The organism is Alienimonas californiensis (assembly GCF_007743815.1).
In the GTDB taxonomy this organism is placed as follows: Bacteria; Planctomycetota; Planctomycetia; order Planctomycetales; family Planctomycetaceae; genus Alienimonas; species Alienimonas californiensis.
In genome coordinates this window covers 316646-334428 of the sequence record NZ_CP036265.1, presented here as the reverse complement: position 1 = coordinate 334428, position 17783 = coordinate 316646, and the positions used below count along the sequence as shown (strand labels likewise).

General features: G+C 70.7%; 12 protein-coding genes. 7 read left to right on the top strand and 5 right to left on the bottom strand.

Translation table 11 applies throughout. From position 1 onward, the window contains the following. Window positions 1-146 precede the first annotated feature (146 nt). Window positions 147-1745: a tyrosine-type recombinase/integrase gene (locus CA12_RS01355; RefSeq protein ID WP_145356860.1), complete on the bottom strand. Its 1599-nt coding sequence runs from the start codon at window positions 1743-1745 to the stop codon at window positions 147-149. A 530-nt stretch (window positions 1746-2275) separates the two neighbouring features. Between CA12_RS01355 and CA12_RS01350 the strand changes: the two genes are divergently transcribed. Then, the gene (locus CA12_RS01350; protein ID WP_145356858.1) at window positions 2276-3160 is read left to right on the top strand and encodes a PEP-CTERM sorting domain-containing protein; all 885 of its coding nucleotides are present in this window, start codon (window positions 2276-2278) and stop codon (window positions 3158-3160) included. A 557-nt stretch (window positions 3161-3717) separates the two neighbouring features. After that, a complete protein-coding gene (locus CA12_RS01345; RefSeq protein ID WP_145361231.1) occupies window positions 3718-4764 on the top strand; it encodes an NAD-dependent epimerase/dehydratase family protein in 1047 nt (348 codons plus the stop codon). A 6-nt stretch (window positions 4765-4770) separates the two neighbouring features. Here the strand turns inward: CA12_RS01345 and CA12_RS21750 are convergent, their stop codons facing one another. Then, complete coding sequence (locus tag CA12_RS21750) at window positions 4771-5010, bottom strand: hypothetical protein (RefSeq protein WP_165700487.1); 240 nt, start codon at window positions 5008-5010, stop codon at window positions 4771-4773. Between the two features lie 729 nt (window positions 5011-5739). Between CA12_RS21750 and CA12_RS21745 the strand changes: the two genes are divergently transcribed. The 4 genes from CA12_RS21745 (at window position 5740) to CA12_RS01325 (ending at window position 13322) form a co-directional block, all read left to right on the top strand. Next, window positions 5740-6861 carry an FHA domain-containing protein gene (locus CA12_RS21745; RefSeq protein ID WP_165700486.1) on the top strand — a complete coding sequence of 374 codons (1122 nt, stop codon included), beginning with the start codon at window positions 5740-5742 and terminating at the stop codon, window positions 6859-6861. Between the two features lie 263 nt (window positions 6862-7124). Then, window positions 7125-12044: a tetratricopeptide repeat protein gene (locus CA12_RS01335; RefSeq protein WP_145356854.1), complete on the top strand. Its 4920-nt coding sequence runs from the start codon at window positions 7125-7127 to the stop codon at window positions 12042-12044. Between the two features lie 110 nt (window positions 12045-12154). Then, the gene (locus CA12_RS01330; protein WP_145356853.1) at window positions 12155-12511 is read left to right on the top strand and encodes a hypothetical protein; all 357 of its coding nucleotides are present in this window, start codon (window positions 12155-12157) and stop codon (window positions 12509-12511) included. Beyond that, window positions 12504-13322 carry a hypothetical protein gene (locus CA12_RS01325; protein ID WP_145356851.1) on the top strand — a complete coding sequence of 273 codons (819 nt, stop codon included), beginning with the start codon at window positions 12504-12506 and terminating at the stop codon, window positions 13320-13322. Before CA12_RS01330 ends, CA12_RS01325 begins: the two co-directional genes overlap by 8 nt. Window positions 13323-13740: 418 nt before the next feature. Here the strand turns inward: CA12_RS01325 and CA12_RS01320 are convergent, their stop codons facing one another. From CA12_RS01320 to CA12_RS01310, 3 genes are all read right to left on the bottom strand, one after another. Beyond that, window positions 13741-14577 (bottom strand): hypothetical protein, encoded by an 837-nt coding sequence (locus tag CA12_RS01320; protein WP_145356849.1) that lies wholly within the window; start codon window positions 14575-14577, stop codon window positions 13741-13743. A 110-nt stretch (window positions 14578-14687) separates the two neighbouring features. Then, window positions 14688-15116: a hypothetical protein gene (locus tag CA12_RS01315; protein WP_145356847.1), complete on the bottom strand. Its 429-nt coding sequence runs from the start codon at window positions 15114-15116 to the stop codon at window positions 14688-14690. A 51-nt stretch (window positions 15117-15167) separates the two neighbouring features. Further along, window positions 15168-16394 (bottom strand): polysaccharide biosynthesis/export family protein, encoded by a 1227-nt coding sequence (locus CA12_RS01310; protein WP_145356845.1) that lies wholly within the window; start codon window positions 16392-16394, stop codon window positions 15168-15170. A 383-nt stretch (window positions 16395-16777) separates the two neighbouring features. On the opposite strand from CA12_RS01310, the gene CA12_RS01305 reads away from it, so the two are divergent. Next, the gene (locus CA12_RS01305) at window positions 16778-17743 is read left to right on the top strand and encodes an exosortase/archaeosortase family protein (RefSeq protein ID WP_165700485.1); all 966 of its coding nucleotides are present in this window, start codon (window positions 16778-16780) and stop codon (window positions 17741-17743) included. Window positions 17744-17783: the final 40 nt, after the last annotated feature.

Below are 17783 nucleotides of genomic sequence, written 5' to 3'. Positions count from 1 at the left end.
AGTCTCCGTGAGAGTCAACTCGGAGTCGGAGAGAGTTAAGTTGCCGTGACGCGTTCTGGGACGGTCGCTGCTGGATGCTTTCCCCGGCCACGCCCCGGCGCAGTCCGCGGCACGGCGACCTCACCCCGGAGGACGGACCGCGCGTTTCAGCGCGGAGGGGGCGGCGTCGCGGTCGATTCCAACCGGGCCGGGTCGGTGGGGAAGCCGTACTGGTCGCCGAGCCAGCCGCAGGCCTCCGCGACCCGGTCCAGTGGGGCGGCGGCGTAGGAGCGATCGGCGACGTTCTTCGGGGCGTGGGCCAGCCACACGTCCCGCACGTCCGCGAACGGGCCGCTCCGCAGCAGCGTCGCGCTCGTCCGGCGCCACATCGGCAGCGAGGGGACGGCGCACTCCGTCGCCATCCGCTTCCGCAGCCGCTTCAACGCAGACCGGGTGCTGTCCACCTTCTGGCCGCCCTCCGTAAAGCGCCAGACCGGACCGCCGCGGCCGTCCAGGAACAGCAGACCCGCGAACGCCGGCTCCCGCGGCTCCGGCCGGACCTCCAGATAGGCGATCAGCCGCTCCAGCGTTTCGTCCCACAGGCGCCAGCGGCCGGGGCTGCCGGTTTTCGTGCGGCCCCGCGTCAACACGCCCTTTTCGAGGTCGATCTCCGACAGCCGGACCCCGCCCAGGTCGGAGCCGTAGGCGCCGACGTTGGCGGCGAGCAACGTCCACACGCCGACGGGCCTGTCGCCGCAGGCGTCGACCACGCGGCGGAGCAGGGCGGGGTCCTCGGTCTTCGGCTCGGACCGCGGCGCCTCGACCTTGCAGGAGGAGAGGTTTCGCGGCTCGCGGTCCAGGACCTCGGTGCGGTACAGCCACCGGACGAAGCTCTTGGCGGCGTTGAGCGTCTGCCGCGCCTCAGCTCGCGACCACCCGCGGCCGCCCTGCGTCGCCGCCTTACAGAACTCCAGCAGCCGGGCGCGGTAGTCCTCCAGCGTGCCGGCGTCGAGGGCCGCCGCGTCCCGGTCGCCGGCGAAGGCCGCGAAGTGGGCCAGCCGCTCGGCGTCCCGGGACAGCGTACTGGGCTTCACCTCCCGGCCGGCCTGGTAGCGGTCGATCAGCGGGGCGACCCGCCGGTCCGCGGGGGCGGCGGGGACCGTTCGGCGTTTCTCCTCCGCGGCCGCCAAGAGCCGGTCCAGCCAACGGCGGGCGTCCTCGGCGGCGGGGTCGGAGGGAAGCGGCGGCGGCACGGCGGTCCCGGCGGCGACCTGCGCGTCCCAGTCCGCCGGCAGCTCGACGGCGAGGTGGGCCAGGAACGGGAATGTCTCCTCGTCGGTCAGGGCCCGCGGGTTGCGCTTGGCGGCGATCCGGCGAAGCTCGGCCGCCGCGGCGCAGGCGTTCTCCCGGTGCGCTTCGAGATAGGCCCGCCAGTCGTCCGGCTCCCGCGGCTCCCCGTCCGGGCCGAGGAACTCCAGGTCGGGCACTTCCCCGGTCTGATCCAGGAGCCGCAACTCGGTCGCGCACCAATCGGCGACGCCGTCGTGGAACTCCAGCGCCAATCGATACCCCCGGGGCGGGCCGTCCTCCCCGGCGGCGGCGCTCTCGGCGTCAACGGCGGTCCGGAAGGCGATGAACCCTTCCCACGCGGCCCGCTCGGCCTCCCGATCGCTGCGGCAGGGGGCGACGGCGGACTGAAACCGCCGCTTCTTGTACCGCTTCACCCACCGCCCGGCGGCGTCCCGCCCGGTCGGCTGCCACGACATGCGGGACTTGCGCTGTCGCGGGGCGGACGCCTTCGGGGCAGTCTTCGCGGACGGCGGCATCGGTCTGCGGCGGGTCGTGGGGGGAAGTGCTGCCGTCCCGTATTGTGCCCATGACTCGGCAGGCAGTCCACGCCTGTCCATTAGAGGCCCATTCGCCTAGCGGATCGGGCGATCGCGCGGCAGACGGTCAGCGGCCGGCGAGCGCCGCGGCAATGCGGGCGGGGCCGTCGCCGGTGGCGGCAGGGCAGTCGCGGACGGACACCGACCGCGCGTCCGGCTGTCGTGGAGCGGCGCGGGCGGAGGACTGTCCAGTCCCTCCCCTGTCGGGACGCGAGACATCTGCTTGACAGTTTGCCGGCAGACAGATGAGCTTCGCGCGGACGGTGTTGCCCGTCGTCCGACTCTGGCGGCGGAGGGGCACGGCGGCGGCTCCGAGATGCCCGAGGGTTGGTTTCGTCCCCGCTTCCGTCCCCGCTTTCTGGGAGAATGTAATGATGACGCGGGCAATGTGCTCGATCACGGTCGGCCTAGTGATTCTCGCCGCGCGCGACGCGTACGGCGGGATCATTATCGACGGGGAGTTGGTTCACGCCGAGGTTCGGTTGGAGGCCACCGCATCGGATGTTAACGACATCTTGTACAGGCATGGCGTCACTTCTGCGACAGCGAACCTCTGGGGGGCCGACATAGCAACCTACGCCAAGAGTGAGTTGGACGATCTCGGCAGACTACTGCTCAGAAGTTCGTCCCTGGCAAGCTCTCTGGGGCGGGCTCAGGGAAGTGCCATTGCCCGCTGGTATGACACGGTAACGCTTCTCGGTCCGCAAAACCTAGTCGACCCAAGGCTCCGGCTGACGTTTACTCTCCACGGCGAAATGCTCGCGGTACGCGGCGAGGGCGCCACGGGGACGCTCGCCGGAGTCAAAATGGACGCCGATAGCCACTTCGGCAGGGCAGAAGGCTATTATCGCGAAGCCTTGAACCCCGAATCCTACGGCGGCGACTGGGCGATGATCGACGGTTGGGACTCTTGGCATTGGATCGGAGACGAATATACGGCGGTCTTCTCGGCCAATCTACCGTTGGTGCCCGTCGAGGGCGGTTACCTGATTAACTGGTACACTTCATTATACACAGATGCGTTAGTTTTGAATGGCGTCGCCAGTTCCGACGCCTCTCACACGGCCCATTTCACTTCGCTGACGTTCGCCGACGGCAGCACGCCCGAATCCCTGGGCTACGCCGTCTCGTTTGAATCCGGAATGGCGTCGCCGAACGCGCTTCCGAGCGAAGCGGCCGCCGCGCCTGAGCCGGGCAGCGTCACCCTGATGTCGGTCAGCGGCCTGGGCCTGGCGTTCGGGGCGTGGCGCCGGAAGCGAAAGCTCGGCCGGGACACGGTCGCCGTGGCGGCTTGAGTTCGGCGTTCGGATTTTTCGATCCGTGCGGCGTGGCGGGCGAGTCGTAGAGTAGACGGCGGAGCGTAGGCGGCGTTCATGGCTGGGGACGCCGTGCTGTCGCCCTGCTGGATGGCGCTCGCGACCGCCGCCACCGCCGCCACCGTAGGCCGGTTCGCAGTTTTCTAGCGAGGGAGCGCGGTTCTCCTTCAGCGTCCGGGCGTCGACAGCCGCTGCATCCCGGTCGCCGTCGATCGTTCGCTGGCAAATGGTCTACGCCCGTTCATAAGGAACCCGTTGCAACGTGAGGAGGCGAGCGAGCGACGGTACGGAGAGAAGGCGGCAGCCCCTCGCGGGCTCGGACGAATTGTGCGGGAGCGAGGCGAAAAGGCCGCGGTCGACCGCGGCCTTCGTGTGTTTGTTCGCTACGGTCTCCACCTCCCGTTTGGCAGGGTATTGTGCCCCGCCTGCGGCCCGCCGGGGGCGGTTGGAATTCCCTCACGATGTCCTCGTTGTCCTCGTTCGTTCCAGCCATGTCTTCGCCTGACTCGACCATGCGATCCAAGGCTGAGGCAGCAATGCCCAATGGCCAGATCCTACTGACCGGGGCGGCCGGGTTTATTGGGGCGGCGGTGGGGGAGCGGTTGCTGGGGACGGGGGCGGCCGTGGTGGGGGTGGACGATTTGAACGTCTATTACTCGCCCTCGCTTAAGCGGGCCCGGTTGGAGCGCCTGTTCGCCGCGGCGGAGCGGGGGGGCGGGGACTTCGACTTCCATCAAGTCGACGTGGCGGACCGCGGCGCCGTGGAGCGGGTCTTCGCCGGGGGGCCGTTCGACCGCGTGATCCACCTGGCCGCCCAGGCGGGGGTGCGGCACAGCATCACGCATCCGCACGACTACGCCGCGGCGAACCTAACCGGGTTCCTGAACGTGCTGGAGGGCTGTCGGCGGCAGGCGGAAACAGGCCCGGACGACCCGCCGCACCTCGTGTTCGCGTCGAGCAGCAGCATCTACGGGGCGAGCGTCGAGCCAGTTCTTGCCGCCGATCAGCCGGCGGACCACCCGATCAGCCTCTACGCGGCGACGAAGCGGGCCAACGAGCTGATGGCCCACAGCTACGCCCACCTGTACGGGCTGCCGTGCACCGGGGTGCGGTTCTTCACGGTCTACGGACCGTGGGGGCGGCCGGACATGGCCGTCTGGAAGTTCACCCAGCGGGTTCTCGCCGGCGATCCGATCGACGTCTACGGCGGGGGAGGGATGCGGCGGGGCTTCACTTACATCGACGACGCGGCCGAGGGCGTCGTGCGGCTCGCCGCCCGTCCGCCGGCGGCGCCGACCGACGGGGCCGCGCCGGCATCGCCGGATCGGGGCACCGGCCCCTTCCGCACCTATAACCTAGGGGCTAGCGAGCCGGTAGAACTGATGCGGCTCATCGAAGTGATCGAGACCGCCTGCGGCCGGCCGGCCGAGAAACGCTTCTTGCCGATGCAGCCGGGCGACGTTATCTCCACTGCGGCCGACGTCGGGCCGTTGGCAGAGGTAACCGGGCTGGTCCCGGTCACGTCGATCGAGGAGGGCGTGGGGGCGTTTGTGAAGTGGTACCGCGAGTACCACGCGCGGTGAAGAGTTTCACCGCGGCTGTCGCGGCAAGGAGGCGTCTCGCAAGCCGAAAAAAGGCATCAGGAAGGCCGGCAGGCCGATTGCGTGGGACCGTTCGCGGCGGCGGGTCGGGGCCGGCATCGGCTCGCCCTGATGGTTCTCGGACCAGTCCAGAAAGTTCTCGCACTCCTCCAGGGTGCCGGAAAACACCCGCTCCCCGTGCTCGTTGAGGATGGACGCACCCCCGTCAGCAAACTCGACGCGATACATGCTGAACTTTTGGAAGGGGGTTCTGGTGGGCGAATGATGACGAATCGTCGTGCGTCGTCCGGAATCGGTTCGCCGGGGGCGATGACGCCATTGAAGGGTCGAACCCAAGACCCTAGTTCACGTTTCGGCAGAAATCGCTCAGAAATTCTGAATGGCGGCGAACGGGGGATTTCCCTAGGCCGGTTTCGGTCATTTCTCGGAGAAGCTCCAGGCCGGCATCTTGTCTGCACCTCGAGTAGGACGGAAGATCAGGCTCTTCGGCGTCGGTTCGTCTGGCCGTCGCGCTTCGTCCGCTCCTGCAAACGCCGCGTCTCGCGCCGCATGCCGCCGTCTGCACATCATCGACGGCGCCGTTGGATCGCGGGGCGTTTCACCGCCCGCGACCGTGGCGACGCGGGACGGGCAACCTCCGCCGGCTCTGACGGCGCGGAAGTTCGGGGCGCGGAGGACTTCCTGGAGGACCTGAGCGAGTCCGCAGGCTCAGACGGCCTTCCCGAGGAAACGCCCGCCGCGGATCTGGCCCCGGAGCCCGAGGCCGGCCACTTGCTCGAAGCGGACCGTCCGAGCACGGCTCTCTCGCGCGTCGAACCGCCGCTCCGCCCGCCCGCGGTGCAGGCCCGGCCGTCGTCGTTCGATCTGAGGGGGCTCAGCGACGTCGACGGGGGCCCCGTCGGAGCCACGTACGTACAGCCGCATTGGGACGGGACCGATGTCGTCCGGCCGTACGTCATGCTCCGCGACACCCGGGATCAGTCCCGCAAGAAGTTCTGTTTCTCGGCCCCGCAGGCCGTCATCGGCACGGCGGAGGGGGTGCACCTGCGGGTGCACGGCGACGGGCTGGGGCCGCGGCACGTCGTGATGCAGGCGCTCAACGGCGGCGTGCTGTGTCTGGCCGGCGAGCCGGGCGGCCTGCGGACGAACGACCGCCAGACGGACGCGTCGCTGCTGACTCGCGACCGGACGATCTGCTTCGGACCCTACGAACTGTCGCTCCGCGAGGGCACCGACCCGCCGGCCGGCGAGGGGCGGCCGCGCCTCCGCCGCATCTATCCGAAGAGACCGCAGGACGACGACCGCCACGGCCCCGGGTTCTGCCTGACGCCGACCGACGGCGGCGATCGCTGGGCGACGCTCACGCCAGTCCGGCCCGTGGTGACCGTTGGGACCCGCCGCGGCGCCGGCGTGCCGCTCCGCGACCCCGGAGCCGATTCGCTCCACGCCCTGCTGCTCTACGGCCCAGACGGTCCGTGGGTGGTCGACCTTCGTAGCCGCGGGGGCGTGCGAGTGAACGGGCGGACCGTCCGCCGCCGACGGCTGGAGGTCGGCGATGAGATCAAGTTCGGCAGCGAAGCGGTGCTGCTGATCCCCCGCCCGGTCGAAACCCGCTCGGCGGAAGCGGATTCCCCGCTGGACCAGCTCCGCGACGTCGTGGCGGACGCCGTCCGTCAAACCCTCGCGGGGGCGTTCCGGGAGCAGGCCGCCCAAGCGGTCCGCGACATCTGCCGGGAGGAGATCGACCGGCAGACCGGCCAGTTCGGGGCGATGCTGAACGAGTTCCGCACGGAACTGGAGGCGATCCGCCGGATCGAGGCGGAGGTCGCCGCGCTGCGGTCGCTGCTCGACGCGAGCGGCGGTTCGAAGCCGGTCCGGAGCGAGGAGCGGGATCGGTCCCCGCAGGTCGTCTCGTACCCCGCCGTCCCGACGCCGCCGCGGGACGACAGTCCAAAGATCGGCGGCAGCCGCCGGCCGGTTCCCGCCGCAAAGGAACACGCGATAATTTCTGAGCGGCTGGCGGAACTCGAACGGGTCCGGGCCGGCCGCTGGGCAGCCCTGCTCAACCGCATGCGTTGATCCGCCCCGGCTGAATGCGTTGACCCGCCCCGGCTGAGCCCGCCGGGTCCCCCGGCCTGTTCCGGTCCGTCCGGCCCCGCCCGCAAATCGCCTGCGGCAAAGTCTGTCGGGTGTCCCCAAAGGGGCCCGGTTGCCGCTTCGATGGGTTCACGGACCCCCTTCCGTCCGCTCGCGCCCAACTCACGTTCCCCCACTCTCCCCGCCCCCCCTCGCGCCGCATCGTGCCAGCCCCGCCGTCCCCGCCGTCCGGTCCCGCCGCCCCCATGGCCGGGGCCCCGAACAAGTCGACGGCTGCGCAACCGGTAACGAAGACGGGCGGATCGACGACCGGCGCCGCGGCTCCGGCCGACGCCGCTCCGCGGGCGGCCGAGCCGCAGCCGGCGGCGCCGCCAGCGACGATCCGGCGGCGGTTCAACTGGAAGGCGGCGGCGATCGCGGCGGCGGTGTTCGTCGTCGGGGCCGGCACCGTGCACGGGGTGCGCTGGTTGCAGGTCGACCGGCTCTCCGACGACTTGAAGGAGCGGGCCCTCGCTGCGGAGGAGAAGGGCGAGGCCGAGGAGGCCTTCCGCCTATTCGCGGAGTACCGACTACTGCAACCGGACGACCTGGACGCCGTCGTCCGGTCGGCCGACCTGCTGGAGGAGTTCGGCGGGCCGGGCGTGCTGTCGGAGGTGATCCGCCTCCGCGAAACCGCGTTGCGACTCGATCCGGAGTTGGACGACGTCCGCCGCAAACTGGCGGGCGACCTGCTGGTCCTCGCCGCCCGCCAGCCGCGGGCGTCGAACTACAACGCCGCCCTCACGCACATCACGCGGCTCCAAAAGGACGACCCGGAGGCCCGGGACGCGGAGTTGCTAGTCGATCGGGCGGCGGCCGAGGCGGGTCTCGGCCGGGACGCCGAGGCGGCGAAGTGGCTGATGTTGGCGATCGACCGCGCGCCGGAGGACCCGGCCCCGTACATGACGCTCGCCCGGCTGCTGACCGCCGAGGGCTTCGACGGCGCCCCCACGGCGAGGGTCTGGTCCGAGGGGCCGGCGCCGGAGAGCGACGCGGTGCGGTCGCTAACGGACCGCCCCGCCTCCGCCGATCGGTCGGAGCAGATCGCCGAAGAGGTCGCCGACCTGCTCGCGGAGCGGGCCGCCCCCCGGCGGACGGCCCTGCTGCGTCGCGGACAGTTGTTGCGGGAATGGGACCGACCGACGGACGCCGCCGCCGCCGCGGGGGCAGCCTTCGCCGCCGAGGGCGGGGCCGCCGACTCGGACGTGCTGCGGTTTGGGGCCGAAACGGAGTTGCAGCTCGCCGGCGACGCCGTCGGCGCCCGCGATCCGCAGGGCCGGGACGCCCACATCGGGCAGGCCCGCGAATACGTCGTCGCCGGGATGCAGCTCTCCCCGCCGGACCCGCGGCTCGCCCGCGTCGCCGCCCAGCTCGAACTGATCGACGGCTACACGACCGAGGCCGGCGCCGCCGCCAAGGCCGTGCTGGAGGACGCCCTCGCCCAACTCACCGCCGCGGCCGACGACGGATTGAACGAAACCCTTGAGCCCGAGGCCGGGGGGATGTCGGCGGTCGAGCACCTCGTCACGGAGTGGCAGGTTCGTACGCTGCTCTCGGAGATCGCCTTGGCCGAGGGAACCGCGGGGAATCTCGCCCCGGCGGAGGCTGCGGCCGAGGTGGACCGGCAGCTGACAGCCCTCAGCCGGCTGGGGACCTTCACGGAGACGGCCCAGACGCTCCGCGGCCGTTCGGCCCTGCTGACCGGCGACGCGGCGACCGCGGTCCGCGAACTCGAGCGCGCCGCCGCGGGGCTGGCGGACGGCAGCATCCGGGTGAACGATCGCGGCGGCCGGCTGCCGATCGGCCCGGAGGCGTTGTCCACCGTCAACCTGCTGTTGGCCGACGCCTACAGCCGGATGCAGAACCCGGAACGGGCGATTTCGATCCTCCAGGAGGCCCTGCGGAGCAATCCGACCTTCGCCGCGGCCCGGCAACCGCTCGCCCTGCTGCTCGCGCAGAAGGGGGACGTGGACGGGGCGCTGCGGGTGTTGGAGCCGGTGGGCGGTACGCCGTCGCTCGCCCCGCTGGTGGCGGAGTTGGCGGTTCGCCGCGAACTCGCCAAGCCGCTGGGGGAACGGGACTTCCGCGCCGCCGAGGCCGCCGTCGCCAACGCCCAGCGGGCCGCCGAGCAGGATGAGGACGACCCCTCCGCCGCGGTCGCCCCGACGTTGCTGCGGGCCCAGCTGTTCGCCGCCCAAGAGAACTACGAGGCGGCCGGCGGGGCGCTGATCGACCTGCTGGACTCCGGCGGCGACCTCGGCGCGCCGGTGCGGTCCTCGCTCTGGCGGACCCGCCTGGCGCTGGAACTGACGCGGACCGACGTGGAGGCTGAGGTCCGCCGCGAGGCGGCCGAGCGGCTGCTGGCGGACGCCCGGGCGGACGTGGGCGAGACGCCGGAGGTCCGGCTGGCGGAGGTGTCGGTCGCGGCCCTCCGCGGGCCCGAGATCTTCCGCGAGGCCCTGCGGGACGCCGTCGCGGAGGCCGCCGACCTGCCGCCTGAGGAGCGTTCCGCGGTGCGGGCCGGTTTGATCCGGCTCGCCGCCGAGAACGAGCGGGTCGACGTCGTCCGCCAGCTGTGGACGGACCTCGCCGCGGACAACCCGAACAACTTCGCCGCCCGCAACGTGCTGGCGGAGTTCACCCTCGCCGACCTGCAGGCCGCCCGGGAGAACCCGGATGTGGACGTCGCCCCCGCCGCCGCGGCGTTCGAAGCCGCCCTCGCGGAGGTGCGTCGGCTGGAGGGGCCGAGCGGTCCGAACGGCGACCGCCTCGTCGCCGCCCGGATCCTCGCCGACCCGGACGCCCCGGAGGCCGAGCTGACCGCCGCCGCCGACCGGCTCGACAACGCCCTCCGGCAGCGCCCGCTCTGGCCCGCGGCCGCCCGCCTGCAGGGGTTGGCGGCGTTGCGGCTGGGGGCGGACCAGGCGGCCTACGACTGGTTCTCCAAGGCCCGCACCTGGGGCGACCGCTCGCAGGAGACGCTCGTCCAACTGGTCGGACTGCTCCGCGCCCGTGGGCGGTCCGCGGAGGCGGCCCAGTTGCTGAAGACCGCCGACCAGCAGACCCCCGGGGTCGTCTCCGGGCCGGTCGCCCGGCTCGCCTGGCAGGTCTCCGCGGAACTCAACGAGACGGACCGCCTCGTCGAACTGAGTACGCAACTGGTCCGCGAGGGCGGTTCCGCAGGCGACCAGATGCTGCGGGCGCTCTCGCTGGGGGCTCGGTTTCTCGAACTGCCGATGAACCGCCGCGACACCCCCGAGGGCCGACAGTCCCGAGAGGCCGCCGTCGAGGCGTTCGAATCCGTCACCGACGCCGCCCCCGGCGACGTCGGCGGCTGGCTGGCCCGACTGCGGTTCTTGCGAGAGGCCTACGAATTGGACGACGACGGGCCGCAGCGGGTCGCGAAGATCGCCGACGCGGCCGAGGCCGCCCTGCCGAAGCTCTCGGAGCCGGACAGCACGGTTCGCTCCGCCCGCCTGCGGGAGGCCGCCGGCGACCTGCAGCGGGCCGCGGAACTGTATCGGACCGCCGCCACCGGCGGCGGGGACGCCCCGGACGTGGAGGGGCACCCGCGGGCCGTCGCCGAAGCGGCCGCATTCTTCCTGCGGAACGGGGCTCGGGACGAGGCCCAGCCGCTGCTCGACGCCCTCACGAAGACGGGTGCCGAACTGCCGAAGGCCGTCGCCGACTGGCTCCGCCCCCGGCGGGACCTGGCCGCGGCGGTGACGGGCCGGTGGGAGGACGTCCGCCCGGCGCTGGAGCAGTTCCCCCCGCCGTCGGCGGCGACGCCGGAGGATTTGCGGTCTCAGCTCTCCCTGCTGGGGATGCGGAACACGCTGCCGTTCCGGCGGCTGCGGATCGAACGGCTCTCCGCCCTCGCCAACGCGGGCCCGACGACGGGTCGGGAACTGCTGGAACTGGCCGCCCTGCTGGAGGCGACCGGCCGCTGGGCGGACGCCCGGCCGCTGTTCCAGACGGTGCTCGACGCGAAGCCGGAGGCCCCCGAGGCGCTCGTCCCGCTGATCCGCGGGGCGATTCTGCACGAGTCCGTCCCGGCCGGCGGCGCTGGCACGCTGCCGGACGCCGTCGCCGACCGCGTCCGCCCGCTGATGGAGCGGTTGCAACAGGTCGCCCCGGACTCCGACCTGACGAAGCTGACCGCCGCGGAGTTCGCCGCCGCCACCGGCGACCGCGACGCGGCCGCCGCTGGCCTGCGATCCCTCGCCGGGCTGGACGCCGACGGGGCGGGCGGCGGCGACCAGGGTTCCCTCCAACGACTCAACCTGCTCGCGACCACCGCCGAACGGTTGGAACTCAACGATGTCGCCGACGAGCTATACGACGCCCTGCAAAAGCGGGCGACGCGGCCAGAGGACAAAACGGTGCCGGCCGGCCACCTCGCCCGGACCGGTCGCTTCACGGAGGCCCTCGAGCTGGTCGAACGCTACGCCGGCGAGGCCGTCCCGGAGGCAACCGCCGCCCGGGCGGTGCAGATCGTGGTGCTCGGACAGGTGCCCGAGGAGGTGTTCGAACGGGCGGCCGGGCTGGTCGAGGCCGCTCTGCGGCTGGAGCCCGGTTCGGCGCGCATCCGCAAGGTGCGGGCGGACCTGAACGCCGCCCGCGGCCGGATCGCCGCCGCCGAGCGGGAGTACCGTGAGCTGTTGCAGGAGACGCCGGATGACACCGACCTGCTCAACAACCTCGCCTGGCTGCTGGCTTCCGCCCCGCTGCGGGAGACGGGGAACGCCAAGCCGGACCCGGCGGAGTCGAACCGGCTGCTGGACCGGGCCGAGGCGATCGACGGTCCGACCGCGAACCTGCGGGACACCCGGGCAATGATCCCCGTGCTGACCCACGCCGCCGGCGGCTCGCCGGGCTCCGCGGCGCTGGGGGCGGCGGTGAACTCGCTGGAGGAGCTCGCCGCGATCGACGCCTCGCCCACGATCCTGTTCCACCTCGCCGCCGCCCGCTGGGCCGTCGGCGACCCCAACGCGGCCCGAGCCCTCACCACGGCCCTCTCCGCCGGCCTCTCCCCCGACGTCCTCCACCCGAGCGAACACCCGCTGCTCCGCCGCGTTCTGCGGGACCTCCGCGGCTCCGAAGACCTGATGCGGACCGAACAGTGACGGGCACCTGCGAAATCTGCTTCCGCGGTGGGGAAAACCTCCGTCAATCCGCCGCATGTCGCCGGTTTCGACTTGCGAACCACGGAGAGCGTTGTGGAAGATCACATCCGATGCTCCGTCCCCTCCCGGCCGCCGCCTTCCTGTTCGCTCTCTATTGGGGCTGTCTGTCAGGCGAAACTGTGCAGGCCGCGATGGTGACGACGAGCGTCGCGGCGCCTGATGCGACCGGTGCCGCCCCGGCGAACCATCCGGTCGAAGAGCCCGGCACCCCGGTCCTGCAAGATGGCTTCGGCGAAACCGCCGGCTCCGCCAGTTCTGGCCCCGTCGTCGCTGCCGGCGTCGCCCTCCCGGCGACCCCGCTGCAGATGGCCGCCCCGTCGCTGACGGTCCTCACCCCGCTTCCGAACCGCTGTCTCCGGCCCCTGCTGTACCCGGGGGGCATCTACCGCCCCCCACGGTGTGCGTGACGCGATCTGCTCCCGGTCTGTTACGACCGGCCGTTCGGCTCAACGTTTCCACACCCTCTTTTCAAACAGCAAACTCATGCAACGCGTTTTTCTGGCCGCCCTCGCGGTGGTTCTAGCCCCGGTGGCGGCGTCGGCGGCGGTCACAATCGACACTTTTTCGGCGCCTCCTCAGACTGTCATTACTAGTGATGGCGGAAGTCCTCAGCAGAATACGGTAGTTACGGGTGTTCTCGGCGGTGAACGAGATCTTCGTATTACGGGTACCCGCGGTGAAGGGCGAGTTAATCAGTTCGGGAATGACGCGCTCAATTTTGTGCAGGTTTCCGGTGGAACTGCGTTGTTGAGAAGTGTGTACGATGGAATTGACGGGGATGCCGCTACGATTAACACGAGTGGACTCGGAGGGTTCGACCTCACACAAGGCGGTGCGAACGATAGTTTTTTGTTGAGCGACGTCACTTACTCTGGTGTCGCCCTGCGGCTGATTGTGAGAGTTTTCGAGCAGGGAGCGTTGTCGACGGTGTTCACGGACTTCTCTACCGTGCTTCCTGCGGCGTCTGATTTTGTGGGGCCGGTGTTTATCCCCTTCGGTACAGCCGGTGCGGGCGTGCTCAGCAACGTTGGTGCTATTGAACTGAGGATCAGTGACGACTCTGATACGCCCCGAACGGGCGGGCAAAACCTCACCATCGGCACTTTTGCCGCTGTCGCGACTGTTCCCGAGCCGATGAGCCTCACTCTCGCTGGCCTGCTCGGCGTCGGCCTGTGCGGCGGTGCGTACCGGCGGAGGAAGCAGGGCGTGGCTGCTTGAAGTCAGCCTGACCCTCAGCGTCTGGTCCGTCGTACAGTTGAGACCTCGTCGCCCGTGAGGGCGGCGAGGTTTTTCGTGCGTTGAGACCTTCGATGGTCGGAATCCCATTCGGTACTGCGGCACAGCAGACCAGCGATCCCGATCGCTGACGCCGTCTCTTCGCAGACGCAGTTCGTCCCTCGCTCAAACGCCCGTACCGGGGTGGTAGGGAGGGCTTAGATTTCACAGTGGCTTGTCGGACTGTGTCGGTGGAGGGGTGCTCCGCCTAATCCGACCCGCTGGTGACTCCGGTCTAGACTGATCGAATGCGACAAGGCGCCCTGGGTTCAAAGGAACCCGGGACGCCTTGTCTGTTCATCTGGCACCGCCGGCTTGGTGCCGGGCTTCGCTCACGTCAGAACCAGTTGGGGTCTTTGACCTACTTTGTAGGGGCCTGATGTGAGCCGGCGTTGAGAGACGCACGACCCGGGACGGGCTGGATGGAGCTCTCTGGAGCTTGGGGGACGTCCGGCACCACCATGACCGGCGGCAGGAAGGTAGGGGCCGCTGGCGGTTCCAAGAGCGGGAGTTCAGCGGAGACCTGGATCACCGGCGAAGCGGGGGCGGTCATCGCCTCCAAGTCGAGGCTGGCATCCGGGTTCGCAAACGGATCGTCCGCCCGGGGAACGGACGGCTCTGTGGGTTCCGGGGCCGCGTCCGCCGGCAGCGGCGCTGCGGGGGGGGCTGCCTCCAACTCCGGCGTGGTATCGGTCGGCAGATCGACTGCGTTCGGCGCCGGCGCCGGAACGAGCGGCAGCGGGGCGGCGAGGTGCGTCGGGTAGGGGGCCGGGGGCGGCGGGGCGTAGCCGGCGGGGTAGCCGGCGGGGTAGCCCGCGGGCGGGTGGTACGGCGGGCATGGGGGGATCTCGTGGGTCGGGAACTGCCGCCAGCAGGTCTCGTGGTAGCCCCAGGCCGGGGCGTGGTACGGAGGGCACTCCGGGTGCTCCAGGGCGTCCTCGCGGAGGTGGCCCTCGTGCTTCATCCGCAGGCCGGCGTGCGTCACCCGCTTCCACTCGCGGAAACGGCGGGTGAACGACTCAAAGCAGCCTTCCTCTTCGCAGGCATACGTCCCGCCGTGGGCGCCGGGGCGGCAGTCGGGCGAGGAGCAACGGTCGGCGGCGGGGGCGACGGCGGCGAAGCCGCCGGCGAGGAGCAACGCGGCGCCGGCCCGACGGGCGATTTGGGGACGGGCGAGAGCGATACGGGCGGTGGACACGGGCTTCGCCTCCTGCGAATGCGGTGGTGTTCGGGGGCCGACGGAGCCCGCTCGGGGCGTCGGACGCGGGATCTTGAAAGGTCGCTTCGCCGGGACTGAGCAAGGCCGGTTTAGCGGCGACCGCCGAATTGCGGGGCGCCGCGACCGAAGAAGCCGGCGGTGTTGCCGAACGAGGTGCCGTGGCCGGTCGTTCCGATCAGCCGGGCGTCGACGGCGGGCTGGTCGATCAGCAGAGTTTGGGTGCGGCTCAGTTCCGACTGCGTGTTGCGGAGGCTCTGCCGAAGCTGGCCGACTTCCGCCGTGATTCGCTGCTGCGGACGCACGAACCCGTAGTAGTTGAACGCCGTCGTGTTGTTCCGGTTCAGCAGCCCGAGGTAGGGGCTGAGCGTCGGGTTGTTCGAGGGCGTCTGGCCGCCGGGGCCGACCGGCCCCGCCTGGGCGGCGGCCACGGCCGGGGCGATCAGCAGCAGGGCGGCGGCCAGCGGCAGAGCGGCGACCAGCGGCAGGGCGGCGGCGCGACCGGCGAAGAGGCGGGGCATGGGAGTGGCTCGGCTGGGGTGCGGTCAGTTTAGGGGCGAGGCGGCGTCGGTTCAGAACCCAAATCCGCCGACCCCGCCGACACCCCGGTTCCCATTGTTCTCGAACGAGCGGGCCGCCCCCCTCGTCAGCAGCGTGACGCCCAGGATACGTTCGTAGGGGCCGAACAGCTTGTTCATGAAGTTGCCGGTCGCCGTCAGGTGGTCGGCCTGGATGTAGACGCGGTCGCCAGGCATGAGCTGGTAGTTCGTCGTCGTGATGCCCTCGCGGGTGATCGCCCGCCAGTCGACCGGCATCACCTGCCCGCAGGGTTCGCCGCAGGGGCCGTTGGCGGCGAGGTGGGCCGGGGCGGGGCGGGCAACCCAGATGTTCTTGCTGGAGACCTGCGAGAGGCCGTCGATCGCGGAGACGGCATCCAGGACGGTCTCGTTCCCCGTGACCGGCAGGCGAGCGATGGATTCGCCGAAGCCGCCGCCGTCGGTGATCACGTAGATCACTTGGCTATTGTAGGCGAGCACGTCCACGTTCACCTCGGGGTTCACGAGGTATGCCGACAACTTCGCCTCGACGGCGCCGCGGACCTCGGCCAGCGACATCCCGGCGACCGGAACGGAGCCGTAGATGCCGAGGGAGACGCTGCCGTCCGGGCGGACGAGGTGCTCGCCGGTGACCGGCTGCGGAGCCTGGGGGTTCGGCAGGGTCAGGGAGACCTGCGGGTTGGCGATGCCGGTCGGCTGCCCGTCGGTGCCGATTTCATAGTTCTGCAGGCCGCGAACGACCGCCGCCTGAGCTTCGTCGACCGTCAGGCCGGCGACGGCCACGCGGCCATAGACCGGGCCGAGATCCAGGGCGCCGTCGGGCTGAATCAGATATTCCCCGTCGACGAACTTGTACTGGCTCTCCAGCTGAATCTGGTACTGGGCCTCCAGCGGCCCCGCCTCGGGATCGGGCGGCGCCAGCGGCTCCGGGTTGCCGAGCTGAACGGCGACGATCTCGCCGACCCGTAGCGGTGCCGTGGGTTGGCGGATGTTGGAGACCGCTTCGATCAGCAGGATGTCCGGCGGGGCGACGCGGTACTCCGGCAGGGAGACCTTCGTCAGTTCCCGAGGGATGTGACTGGAGGCGGCCATGAAGGCCTCCCCCCGCCGCTCCGCGATCGACGCGCAACCGGTCAACGCCACAGACGTGGTCGCCGCGGTCAGGATCAACAGCGGCGACGTGCGACGTGCGACCGCACTGAGGCGGGCAACGCCGACGGCGATGATTCGTGACGTGTCCATGGGCAAACTCCCGAGGCAATCCGTTGCCGTCAGCCGCCCGACAGGACGGCTGGCAAGCGTGATCGTCGAGATACGTTGCGTGTCTACATCGAAATCCGGCGTCGTTCGCACAGATTCCACGGATCGTCGCGACCGCCTCAGCCACTATTATGCAAGTGATTCGGGCAATCCTGCTCCCTAAGGTGCCATGAACTGGACTGAAGAGGGGCGAAGCGGGGCGTTTGGGGGGTTTCCCCAAAAACTGCTGGAACAGCCTCTTGAGCACCGCCCCCCCACCGGTACCTTGGTCGCTACAACCGGATGGCAACTCGGGCCAACTTGCCCACCCGGCCACGGAGGCCGCCTCACGACGGCGATCCATGAGCTATCCGAACCACCCCCTGATGCCCTCCAGCGCAACCGATCGACTTCCCCTCGCCGCGATCCTCGCCGGGATCACCCTCGCGATCGGCGTCCTCTGGGCCTTTTCAGACACGTTAGCAGTGCTGGCATCCCGGTGGGACGCCGATCCGCAGTACTCGCACGGGTTCCTGGTCCCGCTGATCGCCCTCGGCATCCTGTGGGTCCGCCGCGATCGGTTGCGGCCGGCGGTGCCCGCCGACGCGAACGGCCCGCGGGAGAAGGAGCCCTTCCCGGCGTCCCCCAGCGCTTGGGGCCTGCCGGTCCTCGCCGCCGGGCTGGCGCTGCGGTACTACGCCGTCGAGATCTACGTCGAGTGGTTTGAGCATCTCGCCTTGGTCCTGTGCGCCTTCGGCATGGTCCTGACCGCTGGGGGCTGGACGGCACTGAAGTGGGCTTGGCCGGCCTGCGCGTTTCTCGTCTTCATGCTCCCGCTGCCGTTCCGACTGGAAACCGCGGCGGCCGAGCCGCTGCGGTCCGCCGCGACGGTCTCCGCCGTCTACCTGCTCCAGGTGTGCGGCATTCCGGCGGTGGCCAGCGGCAACGCGATCCTGGCCGGGCCTGAGGTTCGGGTGGACGTCGTGGAGGCCTGCAGCGGTCTGCGGATGCTGATGGTGTTCTTCGCCCTGACCACCGCTGCGGCGATCTTCAACGACTCCCGCCCGCTCTGGCAACGCCTCGCGATGGTCGCTGCGGCGATTCCGATCGCGATTGCTTCGAACGTCGTCCGTATCGCGTTGACCGCGGCGCTGTACTATGGCGGCCGCCCGGCCCTCGCGGACGGCTTACACGATCACGCGGAACTGCTGATGGTCCCGCTGGCCCTCGGCCTGCTCTGGGCGTTCCTGGCGCTCCTCGACCGCATCTTTGTTCCGGTCGCGGAGACCGACGCCGCCTCCTGGCAGGTGCCCGCCCCGTCGCTCGGCCCCGGGCTCCCCGCCCGGTCCTGACGTGCAGCCGCCTCCCTGGCGGCCACCGCTCGCCCGGTGC

Coding starts and splice junctions, on each gene's coding strand:
- CA12_RS01355 (WP_145356860.1), bottom strand. CDS start 1,745: ATGTCGTGGCAGCCGACCGGGCGGGACGCCGCCGGGCGGTGGGTGAAG.
- CA12_RS01345 (WP_145361231.1), top strand. CDS start 3,718: ATGCCCAATGGCCAGATCCTACTGACCGGGGCGGCCGGGTTTATTGGG.
- CA12_RS21750 (WP_165700487.1), bottom strand. CDS start 5,010: ATGTATCGCGTCGAGTTTGCTGACGGGGGTGCGTCCATCCTCAACGAG.
- CA12_RS21745 (WP_165700486.1), top strand. CDS start 5,740: ATGCTCCGCGACACCCGGGATCAGTCCCGCAAGAAGTTCTGTTTCTCG.
- CA12_RS01335 (WP_145356854.1), top strand. CDS start 7,125: ATGGCCGGGGCCCCGAACAAGTCGACGGCTGCGCAACCGGTAACGAAG.
- CA12_RS01330 (WP_145356853.1), top strand. CDS start 12,155: ATGCTCCGTCCCCTCCCGGCCGCCGCCTTCCTGTTCGCTCTCTATTGG.
- CA12_RS01315 (WP_145356847.1), bottom strand. CDS start 15,116: ATGCCCCGCCTCTTCGCCGGTCGCGCCGCCGCCCTGCCGCTGGTCGCC.
- CA12_RS01310 (WP_145356845.1), bottom strand. CDS start 16,394: ATGGACACGTCACGAATCATCGCCGTCGGCGTTGCCCGCCTCAGTGCG.
- CA12_RS01305 (WP_165700485.1), top strand. CDS start 16,778: ATGCCCTCCAGCGCAACCGATCGACTTCCCCTCGCCGCGATCCTCGCC.